23 protein-coding genes are annotated in these 24,176 nt (G+C 52.6%); 20 read left to right on the top strand and 3 right to left on the bottom strand.

The features are described 5' to 3' along the window. Positions 1-3: 3 nt before the first annotated feature. The 10 genes from KQJ23_RS02235 (at position 4) to KQJ23_RS02190 (ending at position 12,415) form a co-directional block, all read left to right on the top strand. The gene (locus KQJ23_RS02235; protein ID WP_216477020.1) at positions 4-2,382 is read left to right on the top strand and encodes a transcription initiation factor TFIID; all 2,379 of its coding nucleotides are present in this window, start codon (positions 4-6) and stop codon (positions 2,380-2,382) included. A 36-nt stretch (positions 2,383-2,418) separates the two neighbouring features. After that, positions 2,419-3,702, top strand: a complete 1,284-nt coding sequence (locus KQJ23_RS02230; protein ID WP_216477019.1) for a vWA domain-containing protein — start codon at positions 2,419-2,421, stop codon at positions 3,700-3,702. Positions 3,703-3,724: 22 nt separating this feature from the next. Then, the gene (locus KQJ23_RS02225; RefSeq protein ID WP_216477018.1) at positions 3,725-4,363 is read left to right on the top strand and encodes a beta-mannanase; all 639 of its coding nucleotides are present in this window, start codon (positions 3,725-3,727) and stop codon (positions 4,361-4,363) included. A 26-nt stretch (positions 4,364-4,389) separates the two neighbouring features. Continuing rightward, positions 4,390-5,652: a TRAFAC clade GTPase domain-containing protein gene (locus KQJ23_RS02220; protein WP_216477017.1), complete on the top strand. Its 1,263-nt coding sequence runs from the start codon at positions 4,390-4,392 to the stop codon at positions 5,650-5,652. Then, on the top strand, positions 5,649-8,795 hold the full coding sequence (locus KQJ23_RS02215) for a GAP1-N2 domain-containing protein (RefSeq protein WP_216477016.1): 3,147 nt from the start codon (positions 5,649-5,651) through the stop codon (positions 8,793-8,795). Before KQJ23_RS02220 ends, KQJ23_RS02215 begins: the two co-directional genes overlap by 4 nt. Positions 8,796-8,875: 80 nt before the next feature. Continuing rightward, entirely contained in the window at positions 8,876-9,817 is a 942-nt protein-coding gene (hprK, locus tag KQJ23_RS02210) for an HPr(Ser) kinase/phosphatase (RefSeq protein ID WP_044480773.1), read from the top strand. Positions 9,818-9,828: 11 nt separating this feature from the next. After that, complete coding sequence (lgt, locus tag KQJ23_RS02205; protein ID WP_216477015.1) at positions 9,829-10,875, top strand: prolipoprotein diacylglyceryl transferase; 1,047 nt, start codon at positions 9,829-9,831, stop codon at positions 10,873-10,875. Between the two features lie 16 nt (positions 10,876-10,891). After that, a complete protein-coding gene (ppaX, locus tag KQJ23_RS02200; protein WP_216477014.1) occupies positions 10,892-11,548 on the top strand; it encodes a pyrophosphatase PpaX in 657 nt (218 codons plus the stop codon). Beyond that, positions 11,545-12,048: an acyltransferase gene (locus KQJ23_RS02195; RefSeq protein ID WP_216477013.1), complete on the top strand. Its 504-nt coding sequence runs from the start codon at positions 11,545-11,547 to the stop codon at positions 12,046-12,048. Before ppaX ends, KQJ23_RS02195 begins: the two co-directional genes overlap by 4 nt. Before the next feature lie 58 nt (positions 12,049-12,106). Continuing rightward, complete coding sequence (locus KQJ23_RS02190) at positions 12,107-12,415, top strand: carboxymuconolactone decarboxylase family protein (RefSeq protein ID WP_216477069.1); 309 nt, start codon at positions 12,107-12,109, stop codon at positions 12,413-12,415. A 499-nt stretch (positions 12,416-12,914) separates the two neighbouring features. Here KQJ23_RS02190 and KQJ23_RS02185 read toward each other — a convergent pair whose 3' ends face one another. The 3 genes from KQJ23_RS02185 to KQJ23_RS02175 are packed head-to-tail and all read right to left on the bottom strand — an operon-like array spanning position 12,915 to position 14,544. Continuing rightward, positions 12,915-13,733: a hypothetical protein gene (locus KQJ23_RS02185; protein ID WP_216477012.1), complete on the bottom strand. Its 819-nt coding sequence runs from the start codon at positions 13,731-13,733 to the stop codon at positions 12,915-12,917. Positions 13,734-13,741: 8 nt separating this feature from the next. Beyond that, positions 13,742-14,029, bottom strand: a complete 288-nt coding sequence (locus KQJ23_RS02180; RefSeq protein WP_216477011.1) for a hypothetical protein — start codon at positions 14,027-14,029, stop codon at positions 13,742-13,744. After that, positions 14,017-14,544, bottom strand: coding sequence for a sigma-70 family RNA polymerase sigma factor (locus KQJ23_RS02175; RefSeq protein ID WP_216477010.1), 528 nt, complete (start codon positions 14,542-14,544; stop codon positions 14,017-14,019). Before KQJ23_RS02175 ends, KQJ23_RS02180 begins: the two co-directional genes overlap by 13 nt. Before the next feature lie 209 nt (positions 14,545-14,753). On the opposite strand from KQJ23_RS02175, the gene KQJ23_RS02170 reads away from it, so the two are divergent. From KQJ23_RS02170 to hisJ, 10 genes are all read left to right on the top strand, one after another. After that, positions 14,754-15,959 carry an acyltransferase gene (locus tag KQJ23_RS02170; RefSeq protein ID WP_346779327.1) on the top strand — a complete coding sequence of 402 codons (1,206 nt, stop codon included), beginning with the start codon at positions 14,754-14,756 and terminating at the stop codon, positions 15,957-15,959. A gap of 119 nt (positions 15,960-16,078) precedes the next feature. Continuing rightward, on the top strand, positions 16,079-17,329 hold the full coding sequence (locus KQJ23_RS02165) for an ATP phosphoribosyltransferase regulatory subunit (protein WP_216477009.1): 1,251 nt from the start codon (positions 16,079-16,081) through the stop codon (positions 17,327-17,329). After that, positions 17,326-17,964, top strand: a complete 639-nt coding sequence (hisG, locus tag KQJ23_RS02160) for an ATP phosphoribosyltransferase (protein WP_216477008.1) — start codon at positions 17,326-17,328, stop codon at positions 17,962-17,964. Before KQJ23_RS02165 ends, hisG begins: the two co-directional genes overlap by 4 nt. Positions 17,965-17,991: 27 nt before the next feature. Beyond that, positions 17,992-19,293, top strand: a complete 1,302-nt coding sequence (gene hisD, locus KQJ23_RS02155) for a histidinol dehydrogenase (protein ID WP_216477007.1) — start codon at positions 17,992-17,994, stop codon at positions 19,291-19,293. Further along, positions 19,293-19,913, top strand: coding sequence for an imidazoleglycerol-phosphate dehydratase HisB (gene hisB / locus KQJ23_RS02150; protein WP_216477006.1), 621 nt, complete (start codon positions 19,293-19,295; stop codon positions 19,911-19,913). The genes hisD and hisB overlap by 1 nt, the downstream gene beginning before the upstream one ends. A gap of 3 nt (positions 19,914-19,916) precedes the next feature. Beyond that, positions 19,917-20,537, top strand: coding sequence for an imidazole glycerol phosphate synthase subunit HisH (gene hisH / locus KQJ23_RS02145; protein ID WP_216477005.1), 621 nt, complete (start codon positions 19,917-19,919; stop codon positions 20,535-20,537). Positions 20,538-20,925: 388 nt separating this feature from the next. Continuing rightward, positions 20,926-21,675 carry a 1-(5-phosphoribosyl)-5-[(5-phosphoribosylamino)methylideneamino]imidazole-4-carboxamide isomerase gene (gene hisA, locus KQJ23_RS02140; RefSeq protein ID WP_216477004.1) on the top strand — a complete coding sequence of 250 codons (750 nt, stop codon included), beginning with the start codon at positions 20,926-20,928 and terminating at the stop codon, positions 21,673-21,675. 83 nt (positions 21,676-21,758) lie between these two features. Next, the gene (hisF, locus tag KQJ23_RS02135) at positions 21,759-22,517 is read left to right on the top strand and encodes an imidazole glycerol phosphate synthase subunit HisF (RefSeq protein ID WP_216477003.1); all 759 of its coding nucleotides are present in this window, start codon (positions 21,759-21,761) and stop codon (positions 22,515-22,517) included. Continuing rightward, positions 22,514-23,209 (top strand): bifunctional phosphoribosyl-AMP cyclohydrolase/phosphoribosyl-ATP diphosphatase HisIE, encoded by a 696-nt coding sequence (gene hisIE / locus KQJ23_RS02130; protein ID WP_216477002.1) that lies wholly within the window; start codon positions 22,514-22,516, stop codon positions 23,207-23,209. Before hisF ends, hisIE begins: the two co-directional genes overlap by 4 nt. A 13-nt stretch (positions 23,210-23,222) precedes the next feature. Then, complete coding sequence (gene hisJ, locus KQJ23_RS02125; RefSeq protein ID WP_216477067.1) at positions 23,223-24,050, top strand: histidinol-phosphatase HisJ; 828 nt, start codon at positions 23,223-23,225, stop codon at positions 24,048-24,050. The last annotated feature ends 126 nt before the right edge of the window (positions 24,051-24,176 follow it).

Below are 24,176 nucleotides of genomic sequence, written 5' to 3'. Positions count from 1 at the left end.
GACATGAAGCAGCAGTTGGAGCAATTTGCACCTGATTATGACCGCGCCGAGGAGCGGCTGGCCGGACAGGGCGATGACCAGAGCAGTATCCATTATCCTGCCCTGTACTTGTTTATTGGAGACAAGGCAGGCGAGGCCATCGGGGCGATGAAAGAAATTCATGACCGCAAGTGGGATAACAGCCGCGGTGTCATGTATTTGTGGGTGACGACCGCAGGAGGAGCCTCTGTGCAAGCAGAGGAGTCCCCTGCGGTTAAGCACCATGTTCTTGCAGGAACCGAGGGAGGCGGCAACGACCCCAAGAAGGCTCGCGCCGAGCTGTACCGGAAGCTGTATGACAGCGGGCAAGGCTGGTTCGAGCTGAACCGGACGCTCCGTCAGGTCAGCAGCCATATTGCGGAGTACGGACGGTTATATGCTTCGTTCGACCGGATCCATCTCTCTGTCATTACGCGGGTCGATGACCCGCTTAATGTGTTTGTACAGGAGCTTTCCCTGTTGGCGAAGTCGATCCTGGGCCAGTCTTTCAAGTCTGTCCAGATGGACCTGTATGCACTGATTAGCGAGCGGGAACAGGTGGAGGCTTTCGGCTATGGCAGCTCAGCGGGCGTAGCCTTTTTACGCGAGCTTGATTATATGCAGCAGCCTGACTACAGCTTCTCGGCCCCCCTGCACGTTACAGAGGACGGGATCTCCATTCCGGTGACGCATCAGGCCTCGCCGCTCTTTGATCTGGTCTATGTGTTATCCGATCGCAATGAGCGGGGCTTGTTGTCTGCAGACGAGCTACAGGGCAGCTATGAGATGATCAGCCATATCAGTCTGCTTAAGAACAGAAAATACAAGGAGCAAGTCTTTGGCCCCGGGAGCGGCAGCTACAATAACACTTCGTTCAAAAATAATGTAATGACGGAATCGGGCCGTCAAGGATATGTCTCGGCGGGGATGGCTAAGGTGAAGAGGCCGAACCAGTCGATTGCACTGGTGGTGCTGTATCACTTCCTCCGTCAGGTCAAGGCAGATATGGCGGCGGAACCGGAGGTCGGCGAGCAGGAGAAGCTGAGCATGTTCGGCGTGCATCCGGCAGGCTTCGAGGAGCAGGCTGCACGGCTAGTGCCCGATGTCGAGGCGATTTCCGAGATGCATGCGCTCATGACGCATGAGGTAAGCTATGCCTCCCTTCGCCAAATGTCGCTTCGCGAAGCCGAACAGGCCCTGTATGGGGAAGGCTGCCGAGCCTTCTTCCGGAGTAATTATGAGGACCCGGCGCGGCGCGGACTAGAGCAGATGGATGTAGCGGCTAAGCTGGAGAACGAGCTGCGTAGCCGCACGTCGGCAATGCCGATGATTGGCCTATTCCAGCTGTATCATTGGACCGGAGAACGCAAAGAAGAGGGCGGAATGCTTCCTTACGTGCAGAATCTGTATCGGGAGACCCAGCGTGAGCTGGAGCTGGCGCGTTTCGAGCTGGAACAGGCCTATGAGGGAAGAGTGGAGCAGCTTTCTTTCAAGAAGGTGCCGTTCATGGATAAGCGTAATGTGCGAAGCTTCATCTCCGAGCTATTCCGAAGCATTTATTATCGAAAGCGCGATCTATTGATGCTGGAAATCAAGATGAAGCTGATCTCCAGATACGAGGCGGAGATTGAAGCATTCCATAAACGCTGCGAGGCGAAAATACATCAGTTCGAGAAGCTGGAGCAGCAGTTGAGAGCATCTGCCCAGGAAAGCGTAACTTGGGCTGATGATTACATCGGCCAGAACATCATGGAGTATTACGAGCTGGTGACCAAGCGTGTCACGGATGAGTTGAAGGCAAAACGGGGATCGGGAGCCTTTTTCGAGGATCGGCTGCTTGGGAACCAAAGGGAACTGCTGGAGCAAGGAACCGAGGGCTTTTTATCGAAGCTGATAAAGGTATGCCGGGAGCATATCCTGACCTCCCCTTATTTTAAGCTCTCCTTCGAGGAGGAACTGCTGCAGCGCTCGAACGTCACGATTGAATACAACAACAAGGAAGTTCTGTCGAAGGATGACCTATTCAAGAAATTGTATCGAACCTTGGAGGACCGAGCGGCTATTCAATTGCGCCTGTATGATTATACGCAGGAGCATCGCTACGAGGAGAAGTACGTCTTCGGTGATATGGAGAGCGAATTTGTCCGCTATGTATTCAGCGTGGATGAGTCTTCAAGAATTTATAAGCTGGGCGGGGTGCATGAGAAGCGGAGCAGCGGGGTTGTGAAGCTGAATCTGATGGGCGGATTCCATTTGGAGGATCTGATGTACTACCGGAACGGCAAGGTGTATTACGAGAGCTACGTTGCGAATGGTTATGAACTCCATGGGTTGGATCCGGCCAGACTGCCTGAGCTTCGTTAACAGCTCCTTATTTCATTTGGAAAGGAAGCAAACAAGATGACGAGAAAAATCAATTTGCTCCTGCTGCTGTTCAGTCTGATCGGAGGGGCCATCGGCTTTGGGATCGGCGAAGTGCTGCTGTATCAGCTATCCGGAGAGATGCCGGGCATCGTCCTGATAGGGCTATACTTTGGCATTCTTGCACTATGTGTCGGATTGTCATGCCTGATCGCAGAGATGGTCAAGCCTCGCCTGAACGGCTCGTCCTGGCGCCAGAGATATGTCGGTGCTTCATGGAAGCTGCTGGTGCCTGCGACGCTGGTGCTGCTCTTTGCGCTGGGGACGCTCCTGGAGTTTGTCTATGAATTGAACCTGAACGGGGCGAAGCAGGTTAAGAACATTGTGTTCGTGATTGACGATTCAGGCAGCATGGATCTCAATGACCCGAATGGCGACCGATATGAAGCAACCAAAATGCTGATCGAAAAGATGAATCAGGACAAGGAAGCGGCGATTGTCGTCTTCGATGACAGAGTGCAGCTGCTGCAGCCTTTTGTAAGATTGAAGAATCAGGAAGTTAAAAATGAGGTATACACCCGACTGGATGAGATGGAGCCGATGCAGGGCGGGACGAACTTTAATCTCGCTCTAAACGAGGCGATGGAGCAGATTCAGGGACGAAGCACCTCCCGGCGCGGAACGCTTGTCATTCTGCTGTCCGACGGATTCAGCGAGGTGGACCCTTCCGGTGTGCTTCGTGAATATCAAAGCAGCGGAGTGGCGGTCAACACGATTGGACTCGGCTTGGACAATCCGGAGGGCTCCGATCTCTTGAAAGAGATTGCAGCCGCTACAGGCGGACAATATCAGGATGTGAGCGAGGCAGATCAACTATCCTTTGCCTTCCAGAAAATCTATGACAACATCGGAGAGCGGACGCTGGTTACCGAACGGACCGGGGTTACACAGAATAGCAGCTATTATATGATTCTTCGCATTGTGTTCGTGATCCTGCTCGGTGCTGCGCTTGGACTGGGCTTAGGGATCCTGTTTGATAACCGCCATCTTGCCAAGAGCTTCAGCATCGGCGGTGCCACAGGAGGCATCCTGGCCGGACTGCTTCTGGAGTTCGGACTATCCGGAGCTGACTTCCCGGATGGGATCATTCGCCTGTTGGCTTGCCTGATCCTGGCCGCCGTCATTGCCCTGTTCACGCTCGTGGTGCCAGTCAAGGATAACCAGCCCCGAATATCGGAACGCCGCAGCAGATTCGGCGGTGTGAGATCCGCAGGAAATGCGGTCGGCAGACGTCAGGGCGAGAACCAGAACCGGGGATTCTAGAACCCAAGGAGGAGAGAGGAATATGCGGGTTATTGACGCTACATCATCCACCCCGGCCATCCGGGATATGACCCACAGCTTGGATGAGGACCGGGTATGCCTGCGCTGGCGCTGGCCCGAAGGGGTTCAGGCTGTATACATTCACAAGGGTCCGGTCTCTGATAGCGCCGCCGACAGGATCCCTGACGAAGAAGACCTGAAGCTGTATACGCGCGAGGAATACAAGGCCTCCGGCGGCTATCGGGATCGTCTCGAAGAGATCGGACAGGTGCAGTACACCGTCTATGCCGGTCTGATGGAGGAGGATGAACTGGAGCTTGTCCTTCAACAGGATGGAAGGAACCGGTTGACTGTAAATGCCGGCCGGGCCCGCATTTTCTATACGATCTCCCAGAAGAACAACTTGTTCCGCAAGTACAAGAGTATTCAGATCCAAGTGATGGCCGAGGCGGCGGTTGCGAAGGATGTGCTCTGCTATGTGAAGAAGCAGGGCGGCTATCCTGCGAATAAGGAGGATGGCACGGTGTACCACTTCCTGCACGACTTTGTCCCGGGAAAAAACATCCTGCCTGTCATTGAGGTGGGCAAGAACGATTATGTCCGGCTGTTCTTTACGGATGGCCGCAAGTACGGGCAATTTTATGAGCTTATTGCACAGTAGTTGCAAGCCTGAAGGAGGAATGGACCATGGGCCTTTTTGAACTTTTTAAGAAAAAAACGCAGGATGCTCCGCGTCCGTTATTTTACGATATTGTCTGTCCATTTTGCTTCAGCAAATTTTCACCCGAGGCTGTCGTATTCCGTGCAGCCCATCATCGGGAGGACGATGAGGATTACGCGCTGGGTGAAGATGAGCAACTGAATAAATACCGGGAGCGCTTCGGATTGGATACGGTCTATGATCTGGAGGCGATTATCCACCCGAGACAGGTGCCGGAAGAGCATCATATTTACTCGGATCATGTCCTGATCGGACTGAACGACCGCTATGGCATTGTGACCCGGCGCAGACTGTGCCCGCATTGCCACAACGAGCTGCCGGTCACGGCAGGCAAAGTGCCGAGCAATATCATTTCTATTATTGGAGCTTCCCAGGTAGGGAAATCGGTCTATATGACCTCGTTGATCCATACGCTGCAAAATACGACCGCGGATCATTTCGAGGCGGCATGTATGCCGCTAAATGCGGAGATTAGCCGAAAGTTCCGCAGCATGTATGAGGAGCCTTTATTTGAGCGGGGCGATCTGCTTGCTTCTACCCAGAAGGAGAGGATGCAAGAGCCGTTTATTTTCCAATTCGTCTTCAAGGACGAGAGTAAACCGCCGCTGACACTGGTGTTCTTCGATGTAGCCGGTGAGGGCATGGTGGATCAGGACTATCTTGGTCTGCAGGGGCAGCATATTAAGAATTCCTCCGGTATTTTATTCATGGTCGACCCGCTGCAAATCCGTTCCATCCGGGAACGAATCCGGATCAATCTTGGCACCGAGCCGGGAGAATGGGTATCCCAGTACGATGAGCCGCGCGATGTCGTTCTGACCATGTTCGGGGATTTCATCGCTTACGAGGATAAGGGGAAGACCGATATTCCTACGGCCGTCGTCTTGACGAAGAGCGATATGCTTCGTGCGCTCAGTGATGAGGACGGAGAATACATTAAGTCGAACAGTAACGTCTTCAACAATGTGGTGCACCGGAAGACGTTCAATATTACCGAATTTGAGAATATCGACGGTGAAATCCGGCGCTTCATTGAAAAGGTGGATCGGCCCTTCAAGGGAACGATGGATGTTTACTTCAAGAACACGGCGTATTTTGCCGTCTCCGCGCTTGGCAGCAACCCCATCGACCAGAAGCTTCAGGGCGTTGTCAGCCCGATCCGGGTGGATGAGCCCTTTATCTGGTTATTGTATCAACTGAAATACATTGAGGGGAGAGAAGCGAATTGAAGCCGAACTCTCCAGGAAGCATCCAGCAACAGATGTATACCCGGGAACGGAAGGGCGTCTTTCGTTCCACGGAAGGCTTCGATACGGTAGCCAAATCGCCCGGGCTGGATGTCGCGTTTATTAAAAAAGTGCTCCACCCCTTTTGTATGTATGATGCGCCGGCAGAGCTTGTATCCCGTAGTGAGAAGGATAGAGCGCTGTATCCCGAGTCCGTCCATTTGTTTCATTCGGAGAACGGCGAGACGGTACTCGGCCGGAGCATCTATCAGCCGGTGGATTTCACGGGGCTGAGAAGTGCCTTTTTAACTCATAACTACATTATTCCTTCGGGCCGTTCCGGGGAAATTACTGAGAATTTTAAGGCTTGGCTTGCAGCTTCATTTACAGATAGCTATGATCCGGAGATCGGCATGGAGCTGGCAGAGCTGGAAGATGTGCCGACAAGAGGGACATCGGAGTCTGCGCTTGGATCTCATACTTCCGCTAAGGAAGCTTTGGAGCGCCTGGGGTTTGATGAACAGCTATTCAAGCAATTGCTGTTTGCAATCATGACCGCTTCCGGCGAAGGACGCAAGAAGGTTTATATCTCGCTGGATGTTCCCATTGAAGCTATCTCAAGAGCCTCCCTCTCATTAATGCAAATTATATTTTCCTGCCTACCCTATGAACATCGCAGACGGCTTGGATTCCTGTCCTATGTGAAGGAGCCGCAGAGCCGAAAGTTTATTCATGTGCAATTTGTGGAGAAGGGCAGCTTGCGCCCGCATGACCGGAGTATCGAGAAAGACTTTATTTTTGATCTGGCGGCCGGTCGATTTGGGCAGATTGATGCGGATTGGTCCCGTCAGCCTTATTTGGACTTCGTATGGAGCCATTTGGAGCAGAAGGAGCAGCTTCAGGAATTTTTTGAATTTGCGGATGGGATGCTTTCCGGCATGGAAGGCGAACGGAAGTCGGCCTTATCGAGTTATCATGAGTTGGCTGTATATTATCGGATCGAGCAAGGTGAAGAGTCTCTCTACGAAGAGAACAAGGTTACGGTTCTTAGGGGCTTGCTGGAATATTTGAAGCCGCCTGGCGGGCTGGATGCCCGGATGAGGCTGAATGATCTCTTCCTTTCCCGTTTTGACCGGGAATTTGATCTTAACAAGCTGGGACATATCCCGCCTGCCGCTGTAGCTGAATGCTTCCGGGATTATTTCGGCTTGCCTGGAGCGGGACAGGAGGACAAGATTGTCTCCTATTATATCCTTGCGCTGTACAACGCTATGACACAGGAGCGGCAAGCGGAGGCGGATGCCTTCTATGCACTGATTGAAGGACATACCGGGCTGGAGGCCGCCTTTTTCAGGAACGTATTGAATAGTGAGCGGCTGATGACGGTTTTGTTCGATCCTTATATTCGTGCTAAATTTCAGCGGGCAACCGATCTGAAATCTCTCTTGAATCTGATTCAGACCTGGGGAAAGAAGTTTCCGTCCGTGCTGCTAAATGATTCCTTCCAGGAATTGAGCCGGACCCGGCTGATGGACAAGCTTCGTAGTGCGAACCAGCTTCTGCGAGCTACGGATATCGTGATGAAGGAGATAGGCAAGTGGGATGCCGGAGTCCCGGAGAGTGAGCGGATCTTCCAAAACTCCGGTATGACCGAGCTGCTAACTTCCTCGGTACTTCGCTTGCTGCTTAGCGAGTTAGATCTGGACAGGCTTACGAAGGAACAGGTGGTAGGCGCCGAATTTCTGAGACAACATGACTTAAGCCGTCTGGCCAAAGAACTGAGGGATTCCAGACTCAGCAGTCATGCCGTCATGCTTCATGCGCTCTACCGGTTGTTCACCGAATCGAAGCCGGAAGCCGAAATCTTTGCCGGACTCGGACCGATGGAGACGGACCGGGTTCAGCAAACAGCCCGGAAATGGCTGCAGGGCGAGATCGAAACGGCTGAATTTCCGCGAATTGCGCTTGCTTTCTTCCGGGAGTCTGATGCCGGATTCGTAGAGTACGGCGCATTGCTGGATTATTTGCGAAGAGATGCTGCGGATAAGGATATGATTTACAAGTTCTTGCTGTGGTCGCAGGGCGATCCGATTTTTACTCGTCCGCGCGGTCTGGTTCCTGCATATGCTGCGGCAATCCTGGCTTATTTCAAGCGTCATGATAAAAATGCGTTCAAGAGCCGGGAAAACCGCCGCGAATATTTCACCAAGGCCGGCCCTGCATTAGGCACCGTACTCAACAAGGCAAAACTGGAGCTGTCCTCGCCGGTAAGCCGATTTTTTTCCGGGAATCGGAAGGCGGTCTTGATGGGTTCTACGATGATGGTGCTGCTGATTTTGGTTGTGGCGGCGAGTTGGCTGGTTCTGAAACAGACCGGCGTAATCGGAAAGGCTGATCCGGTTCCGGAGACTCCTCCGGTAGTGGCGGACGAAGGGAATACTGAAGAAAAACTGATCGTCTATGCCCAGAGGCTGATCGTTTCTGAGGGTGAGAAAGAACAGACGCGTTTGATTTTCCCGTTTGATGATCTGACCCAGTGCGCGGAATTCACACCGACCGAGTTGACGATTACAGCGCCAGGCTTGGATCCGCAAGCGGTGCCGATACAGAACTATGAAAGCGGATGTGCGCTTCCGAAGCAAGTGGGTTCAGACGCCGGGGATACCCAGGATACCTCCGGTACCTCAGATGCTCCGGCAACAGATGGAGCTGCGGATCATGTTGAGGACGGAAACGGAACCGGTGATGGAGTAGTAAATCAAGACAATACAGATGCTGCGGATCAACCTGATGGCCAAGCTGCAGATCAAGACAAAGCAGATACTGCTGGAGAGGACACTGGCGAAGCGGTTGAGGCTGGGAAATCCGAATCTGAAGGGACCGCGGTTTCTGGTGGAGCGGACAACAATGCCGGCCTGCCGAAGGTGACCAAGACAAGTCCGGATCAGTATGCAGGACGGGTTACTGTTGTGCTCGATCAAGCAGTGCCTGAGGGCAGTGTAATTCAAGTGAACGGAGTAATCTACAAGGTAATGGCGTGGACATCCCCGGAGACAGGATCATCGGATTCAACCCCTGCAGGTGAGGCGGGAAATGCAGAGTCTTCCGGTGACGCCGAACGGGCTTCGGATTCCGGTAATGATTGATTTACAGAGAAAATTCCGATACGATGAGTACATTAATGGTATTGAATTTGAGTAGGAATGCCTCGGAAAGGAAGAACACCATGCCTAAAAAGGTGAAAGTATCTGAGCTTGTCAATCAGTTCGGGCTGGAAGTCGTGTCCGGAGAGCAAGGACTGAAGCGTTCGATTACCGTGGATGATCTGTATCGCCCGGGCCTTGAAATGGCCGGTTATTTTGAATATCACCCGCCAGAGCGCGTCCAGATTCTAGGAAAGACTGAGCTGGCTTTCTATGAAATGCTTCCGATCGAAGAACGGAAGGATCGCATGGAGCGGTTATGCAGCAGTGAAGAGACTCCATGCATTATCGTCACAAGATCCTGGGAAGTACCACAGGAGCTCATCGAGATCAGCTCGAATAAGCAGATTCCTGTACTTCGCAGCAGTATGGCAACGACGATTCTGTCGAGCCGTATCACCAGCTTTCTGGAACGGAAGCTGGCGCCTACCGCCACGATTCATGGTGTGTTGGTGGATGTGTATGGCGTGGGAATGCTGATTACCGGCAGCAGCGGGATCGGGAAGAGTGAAACCGCGTTGGAGTTGGTTAAGCGTGGACACCGCCTGATCGCGGATGATGCGGTGGAGATTCGTCAAACCTCGGACAACCAGCTTCATGGTTCTGCACCGGAACTGATCCGCCACCTGCTAGAAATTCGCGGCGTGGGTATCATTAATGTGATGACGCTCTTCGGTGCCGGCGCGATCCGCAATAACAAACGGATTACCCTGGTAGTCAGACTTGAAGCCTGGCAGCAAGAGAAGCAGTATGACCGTCTCGGTCTTGACGAAGAGACCACACGCATCATTGATACCGATGTTCCTTTGGTGACGATTCCGGTTCGTCCGGGCCGAAACCTGGCGGTTATTATTGAGGTTGCAGCCATGAACTTCCGCCTGAAGCGGATGGGGTATAATGCAGCCCTTCAATTTACAACGAAGCTGACGGAGACGATTGCGGAAGATATTGACGATTTGGATTAGGAGAGTGAAGGATGAACACATTGTTGATTAATCCCATCGCTTTTTCAATCGGCAGCCTGGATATTCATTGGTATGGACTGATCCTGGGTAGTGCCGCATTGATGGGCCTGCTGCTAGCGATCTGGGAAGGGAAACGGTTTAACATCTCGCAGGATTTCTTTATGGACCTGCTCCTGATCGGTGTCCCTTCTGCGATTGTAGGGGCGCGGATTTACTATGTCGCCTTCATGTGGGATGACTACAAGAACAATCTGATTGACATCTTCAAGATTTGGAATGGCGGGATCGCCATCTATGGCGCATTGATCGGTGCGATTATTGCCGCGGTGATCTATGTGCGGAAGAAAGGCTATAACTTCTGGCGCATTGCGGATATCTGCGCGCCATCCCTGCTGATTGGACAAATCATCGGACGCTGGGGGAACTTTGTGAACCAGGAGGCCTACGGCGGACCGACGACGGAGAACTTTCTGAGAGGCAATTTGCATCTGCCTGATTTTATTGTGAATCAGATGAATGTTCAGGGAGTCTTTCATCATCCGACTTTCCTCTATGAGTCCCTGTGGAATGTAGTTGGCATTCTCATATTGCTTGTACTTCGCAGACAGAAGTTTTTGCGAGCTGGTGAGCTGTTCATGTCTTACTTCATCTGGTATTCCATCGGGCGGTTCTTTATCGAAGCGCTTAGAACGGATAGCCTGGGCTTCCAGGGTGCCGATTGGTTGGCTTCGCTAATCAATGGCATGTGGGCACCGATGACCTGGTTTGGATTTGAACAGGGCTATTTGGCACCGTCCTACGGCAATGTCCGGATCTCTCAAATGCTGGCGATTGTCATTGTAATCGTAGCGGTTGGTATTATTATATACAGGAGAAAAACAGTGGTTGATCTTCCAAGATACTTGGATCCCATTGTCTCAACCAAGCTGCAGGAGGCGGAAGCCTTGCCCGTCACGGCAGATCCTGGGCAGGCTGAACAGCCCGTAGTCAATGAAAGTGCCGTTGCTGAGAACCATCCATCGGAGGATCATCAAGGGGAGCACGGACCGAAGGCGTAAAGGAGTATTTTGCTGCATGATTAACACGGTATTGTTTGACCTGGACGGTACGATTATCGATACGAATGAGCTGATTATCAGCAGCTTCATCCATGTGATGGGGAAGAATTTTCCCGGACAGCCCTATGCCAGAGAACAGATTATTCCTTATATGGGAATGACGCTCGAGCATCAGCTGCAAACCTTTTCGGGCCGGCAGGAGGTTGAAGATCTAGTCGCAGATTATCGGGAATTCAATTATGCCCATCACGACAGTATGGTTGCCGAGTTCCCTCGCGTTCATGAGGTCATCTCGACCTTGCATGCTGAAGGTATCCGGCTCGGCGTGGTTACTACCAAAATCCGGCCGACGACACTCCGTGCACTAGAGATGTTCAAGTTGAAGCAATATATGGACGTCATCGTAACGGTACAGGATGTGGAGCATCCCAAGCCTCACCCGGAGCCGGTACTAACAGCGATAGAACAACTTGGGACCGATCCGGCGTGTACGGTGATGGTAGGGGACAGCCCTGCGGATATCAAGTCGGCCAAGGCTGCAGGTGTACTGGCCGCCGGGGTGGCTTGGTCGCTGAAGGGTGAGGAAGAGCTAAGGAAGTATGAGCCGGATGTGATCCTGCAGGATATGACCGATTTATACAGTTTGTTGGGATGGGAGTCGAAGCTGCGGTGAGAAAGGTTACCCGCTATCCCGTTGAAGGGCCGAATGCATTATGGCAGCTTTATCGGACGGTCAGCCCATGGAAGGGTGTAAAGAACTTTATCTTTATCCAGATTAGTCGGTACTGTCCGGTTCTCTCCATAAAGAATTGGATTTATCGCCATATTCTTGGGATGCGGGTCGGAGAGCATACGGCATTCGGCCTGATGGTGATGGTCGACGTCTTCTTTCCGGAGAAAATTACCGTAGGGCGTAACTCGGTGATCGGCTACAACACCACGATTCTCGCTCATGAATACATGATTCGCGAATATCGGCTCGGTGAGGTCGTCATTGGAGACGAGGTGCTGATCGGTGCCAATACCACAATCCTGCCCGGAGTCACCATCGGAGACGGCGCAGTCGTTGCTGCCGGTTCCGTAGTACATAAGGATGTAGCTCCCGGTACCTTCGTCGGCGGCAATCCGCTGCAGGAGTTGCAGCGAAAGACACCGGAAGGAATTAAGCCCTGAGTGTGGAAATGGATAGGGTAGGTTATTCCATTTGAGGAGATGGGTTCGCGTGAGTGAGATGGCAAATGTCAGCAATGCGTTCCAGACGTTTATCCGGGAAGCCCCCGAGCAGCAGCAAATTTGGATGGACACGGTGGCGAGGCTTGGACAAGCTAGCAAGCTTGACCCCAAGACAGAGGAACTGGCTTATATTGCCGTGCTGTCCGCTTTGAGAATGCATGGGGGAATTCCATTCCACGTGAAGCATGCGAAGGAGCTAGGCGTAACAAGAGATGAAATTATCAGCACCGTGCTTATTGGACTGCCTGCCGTGGGCAATACCGTGATCGAGGTCCTGCCCGCAGCTTTGAAGGCGTTCGATGAATAGAATAGAGGGGTAAAAGACAGGAGGGTTCCCAAAAGTGATCATATGATGAACTGAGGGGAACCCTCTTCCATTTCGTCAAAAAAAGAAACCGCTCTTTGGAAAATGGAGGTACCACCCAACCCTAAACCAAAAGGAGACGGTTTCTTTGTGTGTTTGGTCTGAAGGGAGTGTGCGCTTGGTCCAACGGACATTATGTCTTCTTACGGTCCGCCTTTGGATGAGCCAGAATTGTAACGGACATTTTGGCTGCTAAGAGAGTAGAATGGAGTGAACCAGAGTCGCTTGAGCGTCCTAAGCGCCCGAAATGTCCGTTTAACCCTTCGAATCATGAGAACAAGTCCGCTAAGAGTCTAGAATGTCCGTTAGGAGTTTAAAATATCCGACAGCGGGAGGCAGATGGTTAATCAGAGAATCGGTTGCACCCAAAGAGTAGTCTGATAAGGTGAGTCAAGTATCAAGCATCATTCCGAAAAACTGTTCTTTATGAAGTCTGTGCTTACTATTCAACAAAAGGGAAATCCCATTGAACAGAATGCTTTATTTGTTTCTTGGTGATCTGTTTACCTGTGAAGGTCAAGAGTTGTGGATAAGACAATGCATCGAATTTGAGAATGGCTACCCTATTTAAATAGTCTCCACTAAGGAAGCGATGCTGGTTCCCTTCCTGGTCCAGGAAACTGCGGTTAAAATCAAAGGATAAGTGTTCAAGATCAGGATTATCGGGCTGAGAAGGACTGTAACGAAGCTGAAGTTCTACCTCCTGAGCATTGTTTTCTTTCAAGCTGAGTAGCGTAAAGTTGGGTGGAGCGGACTTTATTTGCTTCTCCACAGTGTCCATGATAATTTCAAACGGTTGACGCGAATTTAGCGTAATGCCTGATGCTTGGAAAGTGATCTCCGTGATGTCACGATAGTAAATGTTATCGAAGATTAGCCGCGACAAGCTTAAGTTATCACCGGCTTCTATATACCTGTACTCGGAGTTTCTTGGATAGATAGCCTGTCTAAACTGCCCCTCCTGTTTACGATCCAAAATCAGCTTGCTATTGATAAAGCCCTCAATTCCTGTACTAGCTTGTGGTTCTGTATGGACAGACAGCGTTGTGGCGATGGGGGTCAATACGAGATTATTCAGAGTAAATGAATGCCCTTCAATAACTCCCGTTTGATTCAGTGCAATCGTGCGCTGCATATCTTTATAAATATCCGGATTCCACTCGATAGAAATTTCAAATGGGCTGTCATCTTCATAAGAACGGTCAGACGACATCTTTCCGGAAAAGACAATTAGCCCGGGAGGTGATGTGTCAAAGGACAAGCTGTAAGTTAGATGCTGAACGGTCTTGTATTTTTCCCTTGAACAGCAGATGTTGAAGTGGAGTTCCCCCAGCCTTCCATGTCCTGTCCCCAATAACTTAGCAAAAATACAGACAGGGTGAGAAGCCCGGCCATGATCCCGACTTGAAAACCGATTTGTCTCTTGATACGGGCTCTTTTGGCACGATGAAGTCCCTTCGCGATGGCCTGATTGAGTCTATCCTCAGCCACTTCTCCGCTCGCAGCTTCAATTTCCTGCTTAATTTCGTGAAACCGGAAGTTCTCTAGATGCTCCATAGTATGGCTCCCCCTTTATTGATTTGTTTTTTTACCTGCTTAAGCGCCTGGTGTAGCCAGGTCTTAACCGTACCCTCAGGCCGATCCATAATTTTGGCGATGTCCGACAATGTCATGTCATGATAGTACTTCAAAATCAGTACATGCCGGTATTTGGGCTTAAGATGGGTAAGAGCTATTTCAAGATCCATTCTGTAAATGGTCATCATCTCATGCGTTCCTTCATACCCAGCTTCGGATTTAGGTAGTACCCTCTGCTTTCGCTTCAGATCATCGATACAACCGTTTATCAGGATGCGGGTAATCCAAGGCAGGAAGGCATCATGATCTCTGAGGGTAGCTTTCTTCAACCAGGCCTTGCATACGCTATCCTGCAGCACATCCAAAGCATCAGCCTCATTACGCAGATAGCTGTATGCAATACCGTAAAGCTTCCTTTTATGCAAAGATACTAATTGATTGAAGGCTAGCTCATCACCATGACGTGCATGTGCAGCCCATTCATTTTCATCCATTTCAGGGTTCCTTTCCTCGTCATTCAGTAGCATGGGATTACCGGCCAGTAATCTTGATCTCTATAGTTAAGACTTCCAAGTGACACAAATGGTTTTAAAATTTTCCAGTTGCAGTTATGATGAATTATATCTGGGTTTTCGGCTTCATTCAGCTTGATTTCAGCTTGATTGGGTAACTTATTAGAAATTACCGGCTGGGAGTGGATGATGTGGTATCGAAAATGAAAGAACGGCTTCCTCAACTGGATTTATTCCGGGCGTTTGCGATTTTTTGCGTCATTCAGGTGCATGCCTCTTCATTTGCAGCAGCTGAGCAGGCTCTATCCTCTCCGATCCATTATTTTTATAACTGGATGAACATCTTTTTCCGGGTCGGGACAAGCTCCTTTATCTTTCTTAGCAGCTTCGTGCTCTTCTATAATTATTACAGTAAGTCCTATACGGTAGAGCGAATCCGACGCTTCTATAAAAAACGGCTTTTATACATCATTCTTCCTTATGTACTGGTCTCCTGTTGCTACTTTTTTGTGGTCTCCTGGTACACTAAGGAGCTGTTCAAACTTTCGGTTACGGAGATTCTCGGCAAGCTTGGTATTCAACTGCTGACCGGGTCGGCATATACCCACCTGTACTTTGTCTTCATCAGTATTCAGTTTTACCTTCTGTTTCCGCTGCTGCTATGGTTGATTCAGAAAATGGGCCGAAGCAAAGCAGCGGTGGCCTGGATTATTCCGATCGGACTCGGGCTTCAATGGGCGTTCTTCATCTGGAACAAGTATGATTTGCAATTAGTCAATAAGGGCAGCTTCGCACCCTCCTATTTTTCATTCTATTTGCTTGGGGCGGCTGCCGCAGTCTATTTTGATTACATTAAGGATTGGCTTAGCAAAGGATGGAGTGAGTCTACTAATCGTCAAAAGATAGCAACAGCTTCCCTGTGGGGAGGATGGCTCATTCTGTCGATGGTCGATGTACAACTCTACTACATGATGCGGCAGCGAATTTATATAGCAAGTACATATACCTTTGAACTGGTCTGGAATATTCACCTCCTGCTTTCTGCGCTTGTATTGCTTCATGCCGCCTTTGTGGTCTATCGCCATGCATCCGCTAGGTGGCTTCGCTGGCTTACCCGCTTTGGGGAGCTGTCGTTTGCTATTTATTTGTTCCATCCTGCTGTTCTGCTGGTCTATCGGCACCTTCGGTATCGCCTGATTGGAGAGGGGATTGGACTGGCTTACTTCTTGTACATTCTTGGCGGGGCATTCCTTGCCTTGGCCCTGTCCTGGGTATTCACCCAATTCTGCTTCAAAAGATTGCCGTATGCCTCCGTTATTCTGGGGAATGTTCCGGCCTCAATGCAGAAGACCAAGCCGCTTACTTCTGTGGAGGACCAGGCATCTGCAAGCTATTGAATGCATGGGAAGGATGAAAAACCGTTCGTTGACGATTTGATTTGGAGTATGATAAGATATGGCATATTCTTTATTTTGGTAGCATGGTAGCACTTTAATGTATTAAAGAGGTGAGAGCTTTGCCGAAACCAAAGGGATTCGAAAAACCGGCCGGTGTCCGCGACTATTTGCCGCACGCCGCAGAGAAGCTGCGGGCGATTGAGCGTAGTGTGCTGGATTGCATGGGGGCCTGGGGATACAGACAGATTATGACTCCGACGATGGAGTATTACGAAACGGTCGGCGTAGCCAGCTCGACGTCTGATCAGAAGCTATTCAAGCTGCTCAATAACCGGGGGACGACGATGGTGCTTCGCTCGGATCTGACCGCTCCGATTGCTCGGGTGGTCGCTTCCTTATTGAAGGAAGAGCCGCTGCCGCTCCGGCTGTCCTATCATGCCAATGTATTTCGGGCCATGGAAGAAGAGGCAGGAAGAGAGGCGGAATTCTTCCAGACGGGAGTGGAGCTGGTCGGTGATGATTCGGCGGAGGCGGATGCAGAGGTGGTCGCGCTGGCGATCGAATCGCTGAAGGCGGCAGGAGTTCAGTCCTTCAAGATTGCACTCGGCCATGTCGGCTTCCTGAATGGACTTCTTGAGGAGGCTATTCCGGGAGAAGGGCAGGAAGACACCCGGGCAGGCTTGAAGGAGGTGCTGCTGCAGCGGGACTTCGTCGGGTATCGCGAGATGCTTACGGGACTTACAGTCTCTGAGCTGCAAAAGGAAGAGCTGGAGGGCATTCTGCGCCTGCGCGGCGACAAAGAAATTTGCTCGCAGGCGATAGAATTAAGCGGCAATCCTGAAGCCAAGCATGCCGCTGAGCATCTATGCGCAGTGTGGGATGCTCTGGAGGATTATGGTGCTGCTGAGCATGTCATGATCGATCTGACGATGATCGGAGACTTCTCTTACTATACAGGAATGACCTTCGAAGGATATGCGGCTGAGCTTGGCTTCCCCGTCTGCAGCGGGGGCCGATATGACAATCTGCTGCAGCAGTTCGGGCGGCCGGCTCCGGCGACCGGATTCGCACTCAAGACGAACCGGATTCTGGACGGTGTGAACGGGATCAAGCAGGAGCGAGTGCTTCCCGTGCTGCTGCAATATGATCAGAGCAGGCGCAAGGAGGCTTTCGCCGAGGCAGCACGTCTTCGGAGTCAAGGACAAAGCGTCATTCTCCGTCATATGGACGGTGAGACTGCTGTACGGAATGGGGAGAAGGCGCAAGTCGGATCCGAGAGCGGGAAATCGGCTGCTGTGGTTGGTCCTCTCGGTACCCCTTATGGAGAGGTCCTTACTTTTGCAGAGCGGAAGGGAGCGGATCAGCCTTGACACAGACCATTAAAGTCGCGATGCCGAAGGGCCGTATTTATAAAAAGGCTTCGCAACTGTTCCGTGAGGCAGGCATTCCGGTGAGACCGGATGTGGATGAATCGCGCAAGCTGGTGATTGAATTGCCGGAGATCGGGATGGAGTTCATTCTCGCCAAGCCGGTGGATGTGCCGACCTATGTGGAATACGGTGTTGCCGATATCGGAATTGTAGGCAAGGACGTATTGCTGGAGGAAAGCCGGGACGTCTACGAGCTGCTGGATCTTGGTATCGCCCGCTGCCGGATGTCGGTCATCGCCCTGCCGGATTGGACGCCAGGCATTCATCAACGGGTAGCAACCAAATATCCGAATCTGGCATCGCAGTATTTTCGGGAGCAAGGCCAGCAGGTCGAGGTGATCAAGCTGAACGGCTCCATCGAGCTGGCTCCGCTAATCGGGCTTGCCGACCGGATCGTCGATCTGGTGGAGACAGGCCAGACCTTGAGGGAGAACGGGTTGATGGAACGGGAGACCATTCTGGACATTACGAGCCGCCTGGTGGCAAACCGGGTCAGCTATCGGATGAAGAATGCCGAAATTCAGAGCGTATGTGATGCGCTCAGCAAGGTCATTCCGGTAAAGACAGGGATCTAAACGGCGGGCATGAGGGGGATGATGACGATGAAGATCGTCAAGGCGGAGGATTTCGATCTGCGGCGGGAAGTTGAATACGGCTCTCCCGAGCAGAATGAGGCCGTTAGGGAAATCGTAGCGCAAGTGAAACAGCAAGGGGATGCAGCCCTGCTGAACTATACAGAGCAGTTCGATCGGGTACGTCTTACGGCAGGACAATTGCGGGTGACGGAGGAAGAGCTGGCGGCAGCTTACCAGCAGGTAGAGCCTTCCTTTGTAGAGGCTATCGCGGCGGCGGCGGCCAATATACGGTCATTCCATTCCCGGCAAAGGCGCAACTCCTGGATGGATTTGCAGCCTGACGGGAGCTTGCTTGGACAGATCATCCGTCCGCTGAAACGGGTCGGTGTGTATGTCCCCGGCGGCAAGGCAGCTTATCCGTCATCGGTGCTGATGAACGTCATTCCGGCGCAGGTGGCCGGGGTGCCGGAGATCGTGATGGTGACGCCGCCGGCGACGGGCGGCAAGGCAGGCATCGACCCGTATATTCTGGTGGCGGCGGCTGAGGCCGGCGTCAGCGAAATTTACCGGGTCGGCGGGGCTCAGGCCATAGCGGCGCTAGCTTATGGCACGGAGAGCTTGGCCCCGGTCGATAAGATCTGCGGACCGGGGAACATCTACGTCGCGTTGGCCAAGCGCGAGGTGTACGGGGTCGTCGATATCGACAGTATCGCCGGCCCCAGCGAGATTGCCGTGCTCGCGGACGACAGTGCAGATCCGGCCTACGTGGCCGCCGATCTGCTGTCCCAGGCGGAGCACGATGAGATGGCGTCGGCGATCCTGGTGACGCCGTCGCCTGCCTTCGCCGAGGCCTGCCGGGCAGAGGTGCAGCGGCAGCTGGGCGAGCTGCCGCGCCGCGGGATTGCCGAGGCCTCGGTGCAGGATTACGGCGCCATTATTCTGGTTGATTCCGTCGTGGAAGGCATCGACGTGATCAACCGGCTGGCACCGGAGCATTTCGAGCTGATCGTGGAGGAGCCGATGGCGTATCTCGGCCTCATCGAGAATGCCGGGGCGATTTTCCTCGGGCCTTACAGCTCGGAGCCTGTGGGGGATTATTTTGCCGGACCGAACCATATTATCCCTACGAACGGCACGGCAAGGTTCTCGTCGCCGGTGGATGTGGACGATTTTATCAAAAAATCGAGTCTGATTTACTATAGCAAGGAAGCATTGCTGAGCAATGGAGTGACAATTATGGAGCTGGCACGTCGGGAAGGGCTGGAAGGCCATGCCCGGGCGATTGAGATCCGGCTGCGCAAAGAGGGAAAGGCGGGGGAAGCAGAATGATGTCAGAAATTACAGGGGCTGGGGACGTGGTGCGTGAGCGCCGTGCCGAGATCAGCCGCAAGACGAACGAGACGGATATTAAGCTGGCGCTGGGCATTGACGGGACAGGTCAGGCAGAGCTCGTAACGGATGTGCCCTTTTTGAACCATATGCTGGATCTGTTCACCAAGCATGGACAGTTTAATCTGTCTGTGGATGCCCATGGCGATATTGAGATTGACGACCACCACACAGTGGAGGATATCGGGATTTGCCTCGGACAATGTCTGCGCGAGGCGCTGGGGGATAAGCGCGGGATTAAGCGTTACTCCAGTGTGTTTATTCCGATGGATGAAGCGTTGGCCCAAGTGGTGATTGATATCAGTAATCGGCCGCATTTTGAGTATCGCGCAGCGTATCCGTCAGACCGGGTTGGCAGCTTTGATGTTCAACTGGTGCAGGAATTCTTGTGGAAATTAGCGCTGGAGGCGCGGATTACGCTGCATGTGATCGTGCACTACGGGCAGAACACGCACCATATGATTGAAGCGGTGTTCAAGGCGCTTGGCCGGGCGCTGGATGAGGCGACCAGCATGGATCCGCGCGTGAGCGGTGTGCCTTCGACGAAAGGAGTGCTATAGCCGGTGGCGATTGCAATTGTCGACTATGGAATGGGCAATCTGCATAGCGTCAGCAAGGCTGTAGAGCGGCTGGGTTACGAGGCGATTGTTACGGGGGATGCAGAGACGATCCTGTCTTCGGACGGGGTGCTGCTGCCCGGTGTGGGGGCATTTGGCGATGCGATGTCGCATTTGCGGGAGACGAAGCTCGATGCCGTGGTTACGCAGGCGGCTGGGAAAGGCTTGCCCCTGCTCGGCATTTGCCTCGGGATGCAACTGCTGTTTGACAGCAGTGAGGAGCATGGCAGACATGAGGGCCTTGGCCTGTTGCCGGGGAGAGTTGAACGCTTCGCAGGAGACAGCGGTCTTAAGGTTCCGCATATGGGCTGGAATCGGCTGGAGTTCCTGCAGCAGAATCATCCTATTCTGAAGGGGCTGACGGAGGGCCATGTGTATTTTGTTCATTCCTATCATGTACTGACCGGGCGTCCTGGTGATTTGCTGGCGGTTACGGATTACGGACATCCGGTAACGGCGATTGTTGGTCACAATAATGTGTACGGCATGCAGTTCCATCCGGAAAAGAGCGGAGAGCTGGGCATGGCGCTCCTGCGGAATTTTCTGGAGCTGGCTGTCCGGGGGTAAGGCCGTAAGGCCCTGATGCCCTAAGACCGTAATGCCGAGGGCGGGGCCGCTCTAATGGCACTCTATGAGTTAGCTTACACTGAACTGAATGTCACCAGGCTCGTCTTGATGTTGATGCGGCTTGTTGTATAAAGTACATTTATTCTCTTCATAAGTTTAAAGACGGGAGAGTTTAATTGCACAAAGTACACTTATATCTGCTGTTTTTCTAATGTGAGACCTTTAAGCGAGTGGATAGTTGTACTGCGTACAGCTATTCTCCCGATTTTCAAAAATGATTGATTGATAACTGTAGTTTTTACACCTAACGATTCAGGCTGTAAGAGGGCTTCATGCAGGCCTGTTGGTTTTCGTATTTAGGTATGAAGAGTATAGAGGAGGAGCCTGTATGTCAGCTTTTACAATTTATCCGGCCATCGATATCCGCGGCGGCAAATGTGTGCGTCTGGTGCAAGGGGATTATGCCCGGGAGACGGTTTATAACGAGAATCCGGCGGAGGTCGCCCGTTCCTGGGAAGCTCAGGGCGGCAGCTATATTCATCTGGTCGATCTGGACGGGGCAAAGGCCGGGCATCCCGTAAACGACGAACTGATCGGCGAGATTGCCCGCAGCGTACAGGTGCCGGTGCAAGTTGGCGGAGGGCTGCGCACGTTAGCGGATGTGGAGCGTCTGCTCGGTCTTGGTGTAAGCCGGGTCATTCTTGGCACGGCCGCGATTGAGGACCGTGCATTTACGGAAGCGGTGCTCGGTACATACGGCGACAAGGTGGCTATAGGCATCGATGCGAGGGATGGCTTTGTAGCTACACGCGGCTGGCTGGAAACCTCGAAGGTGCAGGCGGAGATGTTGGCCAAGGAGCTGGCGGCGAAAGGTGCGGAGACGTTTATTTTCACCGATATTTCCCGTGATGGAATGATGCAGGGACCAAACGTCGAGGCGATCCGCTCATTGGCTCAGGCTTCCGGACGGACAGTGATTGCCTCCGGCGGCGTGACGGTACAGGATGATCTGTTGAAACTGGCAGCTTATGCCACGCAGGGGATCGGCGGAGCGATTGTGGGTAAGGCGCTGTATACGGGCAGTATTGATTTGGCGCAAGCGATTCAGGCGATATCGACGGTAAAATCAGCAGAATAGACTAGATTTTGAATCCAGCCGGGGAATTGTGGTTAAAGTTGGCTAGACCGGGCTGCAAATGATAGAAAGTGGGTGAAGGCACGATGCTGGCAAAGCGGATTATTCCCTGCCTGGATGTGAAGGATGGCCGGGTTGTCAAAGGCGTGAATTTTGTGAATCTTCGCGATGCAGGGGACCCGGTAGAATTGGCGGCCTTGTATGATCGTGAAGGGGCGGACGAAATTGTATTTCTCGATATCTCGGCTTCCAATGAGGGCCGGGCAACGATGATCGAGGTCGTTCGCCAGACGGCGGGAGAGATCGCGATTCCTTTCACAGTAGGCGGAGGCATTTCTCAAGTGGAGGACATGAAGCGCATTCTTCGGGCCGGGGCGGATAAGATCGGTATTAATACGGCAGCTGTGCTGAACCCGGAGCTGATCTCGGACGGGGCGCGCCGCTTTGGCTCTCAATGTATCGTTGTTGCTGTGGATGCGAAGTTCAATCCGGCCTGGGGCGAGTGGGAAGTGTACACGCACGGCGGACGAAAGGCAACCGGCATCAAAGCCTTGGAATGGATTAAAGAAGCTGAGGCACGGGGCGCGGGGGAAATTTTGCTGACCAGTATGGATGCCGATGGCACGAAGGATGGGTTTGACTTGCCGCTCACGAAGGCAGTTAGCGCAGCGGCAGGCATTCCTGTGATTGCCTCGGGCGGAGCAGGGAAGCCGGATGATTTCTACGAAGTGTTCACGAAAGGTGCGGCAGATGCGGCACTGGCGGCGACGATTTTTCACTATAAAGAAATCGCGGTTCCGGATTTGAAGCGGGATCTAAGAGCAAGAGGAGTGGAAGTGCGATGACAACAGACGGACAAAATCAAGCATTGCGGCTGTCCCAGCCGCTGGAAGAGCTTGTGCAGCAGATTCGCTGGGATGATCAAGGACTGGTTCCTGCGATTGTTCAGGATGCGCAGAGCCGTGAGGTGCTGATGCTGGCTTATATGAATAAGGCGTCGCTCGGTAAGTCTCTTGAGAGCGGGCAGACTTGGTTCTGGAGCCGTTCGCGCAGCGAGCTGTGGAACAAGGGGGCAACCTCCGGAAATACGCAACAGATTCGGTCTTTGAGTTACGACTGTGATGGAGATACTTTGCTGGTTCTGGTGGATCGGAACGGGCCTGCCTGCCATACAGGCGAGGATAGTTGCTTCTATCGGACAGCGGCAGAGCTGGAAGGTTCGGCGGTGCTTGCGCACGGGCGTTTTGAGGTATTGGCGGAGCTGGAGCAGTTGATTGGCGAGCGTTATAAAGAACGCCCCGAAGGCGCGTATACGACCTATTTATTTGAGAAGGGCATCGATAAGATTCTGAAAAAAGTGGGTGAAGAGGCCGCCGAATCAATCATTGCTGCGAAAAATGGAGATAACGACGAGCTGCGGCTGGAGGTCAGCGATCTGATCTATCACCTGCTGGTGCTGCTGCGCGAGCGGGACTTGCCGCTGGATGACATTATGGCAGAGCTGGAACGGCGGCATGAACGGCCGCGGCGCGATTAAGGCGGTGGCAAATATGCTGATTGATTATCATACGCACCATGCCCGCTGCGGTCATGCGGTAGGCGAGCTGGAGGAATACGTGAAGCGGGGAATCGAGCTGGGCTTGTCCCAGCTTGGACTGTCTGACCATATGCCGCTGCTTCATGTGGACCCGGCTGCCTATTATCCCGAGATGGCGATGCCGCTGGACGAGCTTCCCCGCTATGTGGAGGAGGCTTTTCAGCTTAAGGAGAAATATCGCGGGCAGATCGACCTCCGGGTTGGGCTGGAGGGCGATTACATCGAAGGCTGGGAGCGGCAGATTGAAGAGATCGTCAAGGCCTATCCATGGGATTATGTCATCGGTTCCGTTCATTTTCTCGGTGAATGGGATGTGTCGGACTTCCGGCAGGTACATCACTGGGAAGGCCAGGACGTGTTCGCCGTCTATGAGCGGTACTATGATGCCGTCGCCAAAGCGGCTCAAACCGGCTTCTATGACATCATGGGTCATCTTGACGTGATCAAGCGTTTCGGTCACCGCCCGGCTGCAGCGCTTGAGGCCGAGACGGCCGATCTGGAATTGCATACGCTGAAGGCTGTTAAAGAAGCTGGCGTAGCAATGGAGCTGAATGCTTCGGGCTTGTCCAAGCCGGTGGCGGAAATGTTCCCGAGCCGGCGGATTTTGTCCGCTGCGGTGGAACTGGGCATCCCGCTCACCGTTGGCTCGGATGCGCATGACCCGCTCAAGCTGGGCGAGCATCTGGAACAGGCCCGAGCGCTGCTGTATGAGCTGGGTGTACGCGAGTTAGCCACGTTTGAAGAGCGTAGGCGGACGATGGTGCCGCTGGAGTTAAAGTAGAGACTTAGATAGATGAATCAGGAAAATTCCCCTGCAGCTCCTTCGTTGAAGAAGGGGCTGCAGGTTTTGTTTATGAACGCCATCAAGTGCTTTGTAATACCGGAACATCCCGCAATACACCGCCTG

This window comes from Paenibacillus brevis (genome assembly GCF_018919145.1).
Classification (GTDB): domain Bacteria; phylum Bacillota; class Bacilli; order Paenibacillales; family Paenibacillaceae; genus Fontibacillus; species Fontibacillus brevis.
Note: the sequence above shows the minus strand (reverse complement) of the source record. Positions and strands in the feature narration are given on the sequence as shown.

What these genes read in the sequence shown, in the direction of transcription:
- KQJ23_RS02235 (WP_216477020.1), top strand. Translation starts at nt 4, where the DNA reads ATGAAGCAGCAGTTGGAGCAATTTGCACCTGATTATGACCGCGCCGAG.
- KQJ23_RS02230 (WP_216477019.1), top strand. Translation starts at nt 2,419, where the DNA reads ATGACGAGAAAAATCAATTTGCTCCTGCTGCTGTTCAGTCTGATCGGA.
- KQJ23_RS02225 (WP_216477018.1), top strand. Translation starts at nt 3,725, where the DNA reads ATGCGGGTTATTGACGCTACATCATCCACCCCGGCCATCCGGGATATG.
- KQJ23_RS02220 (WP_216477017.1), top strand. Translation starts at nt 4,390, where the DNA reads ATGGGCCTTTTTGAACTTTTTAAGAAAAAAACGCAGGATGCTCCGCGT.
- hprK (WP_044480773.1), top strand. Translation starts at nt 8,876, where the DNA reads ATGCCTAAAAAGGTGAAAGTATCTGAGCTTGTCAATCAGTTCGGGCTG.
- lgt (WP_216477015.1), top strand. Translation starts at nt 9,829, where the DNA reads ATGAACACATTGTTGATTAATCCCATCGCTTTTTCAATCGGCAGCCTG.
- ppaX (WP_216477014.1), top strand. Translation starts at nt 10,892, where the DNA reads ATGATTAACACGGTATTGTTTGACCTGGACGGTACGATTATCGATACG.
- KQJ23_RS02190 (WP_216477069.1), top strand. Translation starts at nt 12,107, where the DNA reads ATGGCAAATGTCAGCAATGCGTTCCAGACGTTTATCCGGGAAGCCCCC.
- KQJ23_RS02180 (WP_216477011.1), bottom strand. Translation starts at nt 14,029, where the DNA reads ATGGAGCATCTAGAGAACTTCCGGTTTCACGAAATTAAGCAGGAAATT.
- KQJ23_RS02175 (WP_216477010.1), bottom strand. Translation starts at nt 14,544, where the DNA reads ATGGATGAAAATGAATGGGCTGCACATGCACGTCATGGTGATGAGCTA.
- hisD (WP_216477007.1), top strand. Translation starts at nt 17,992, where the DNA reads ATGAAGATCGTCAAGGCGGAGGATTTCGATCTGCGGCGGGAAGTTGAA.
- hisB (WP_216477006.1), top strand. Translation starts at nt 19,293, where the DNA reads ATGTCAGAAATTACAGGGGCTGGGGACGTGGTGCGTGAGCGCCGTGCC.
- hisA (WP_216477004.1), top strand. Translation starts at nt 20,926, where the DNA reads ATGTCAGCTTTTACAATTTATCCGGCCATCGATATCCGCGGCGGCAAA.
- hisF (WP_216477003.1), top strand. Translation starts at nt 21,759, where the DNA reads ATGCTGGCAAAGCGGATTATTCCCTGCCTGGATGTGAAGGATGGCCGG.
- hisIE (WP_216477002.1), top strand. Translation starts at nt 22,514, where the DNA reads ATGACAACAGACGGACAAAATCAAGCATTGCGGCTGTCCCAGCCGCTG.
- hisJ (WP_216477067.1), top strand. Translation starts at nt 23,223, where the DNA reads ATGCTGATTGATTATCATACGCACCATGCCCGCTGCGGTCATGCGGTA.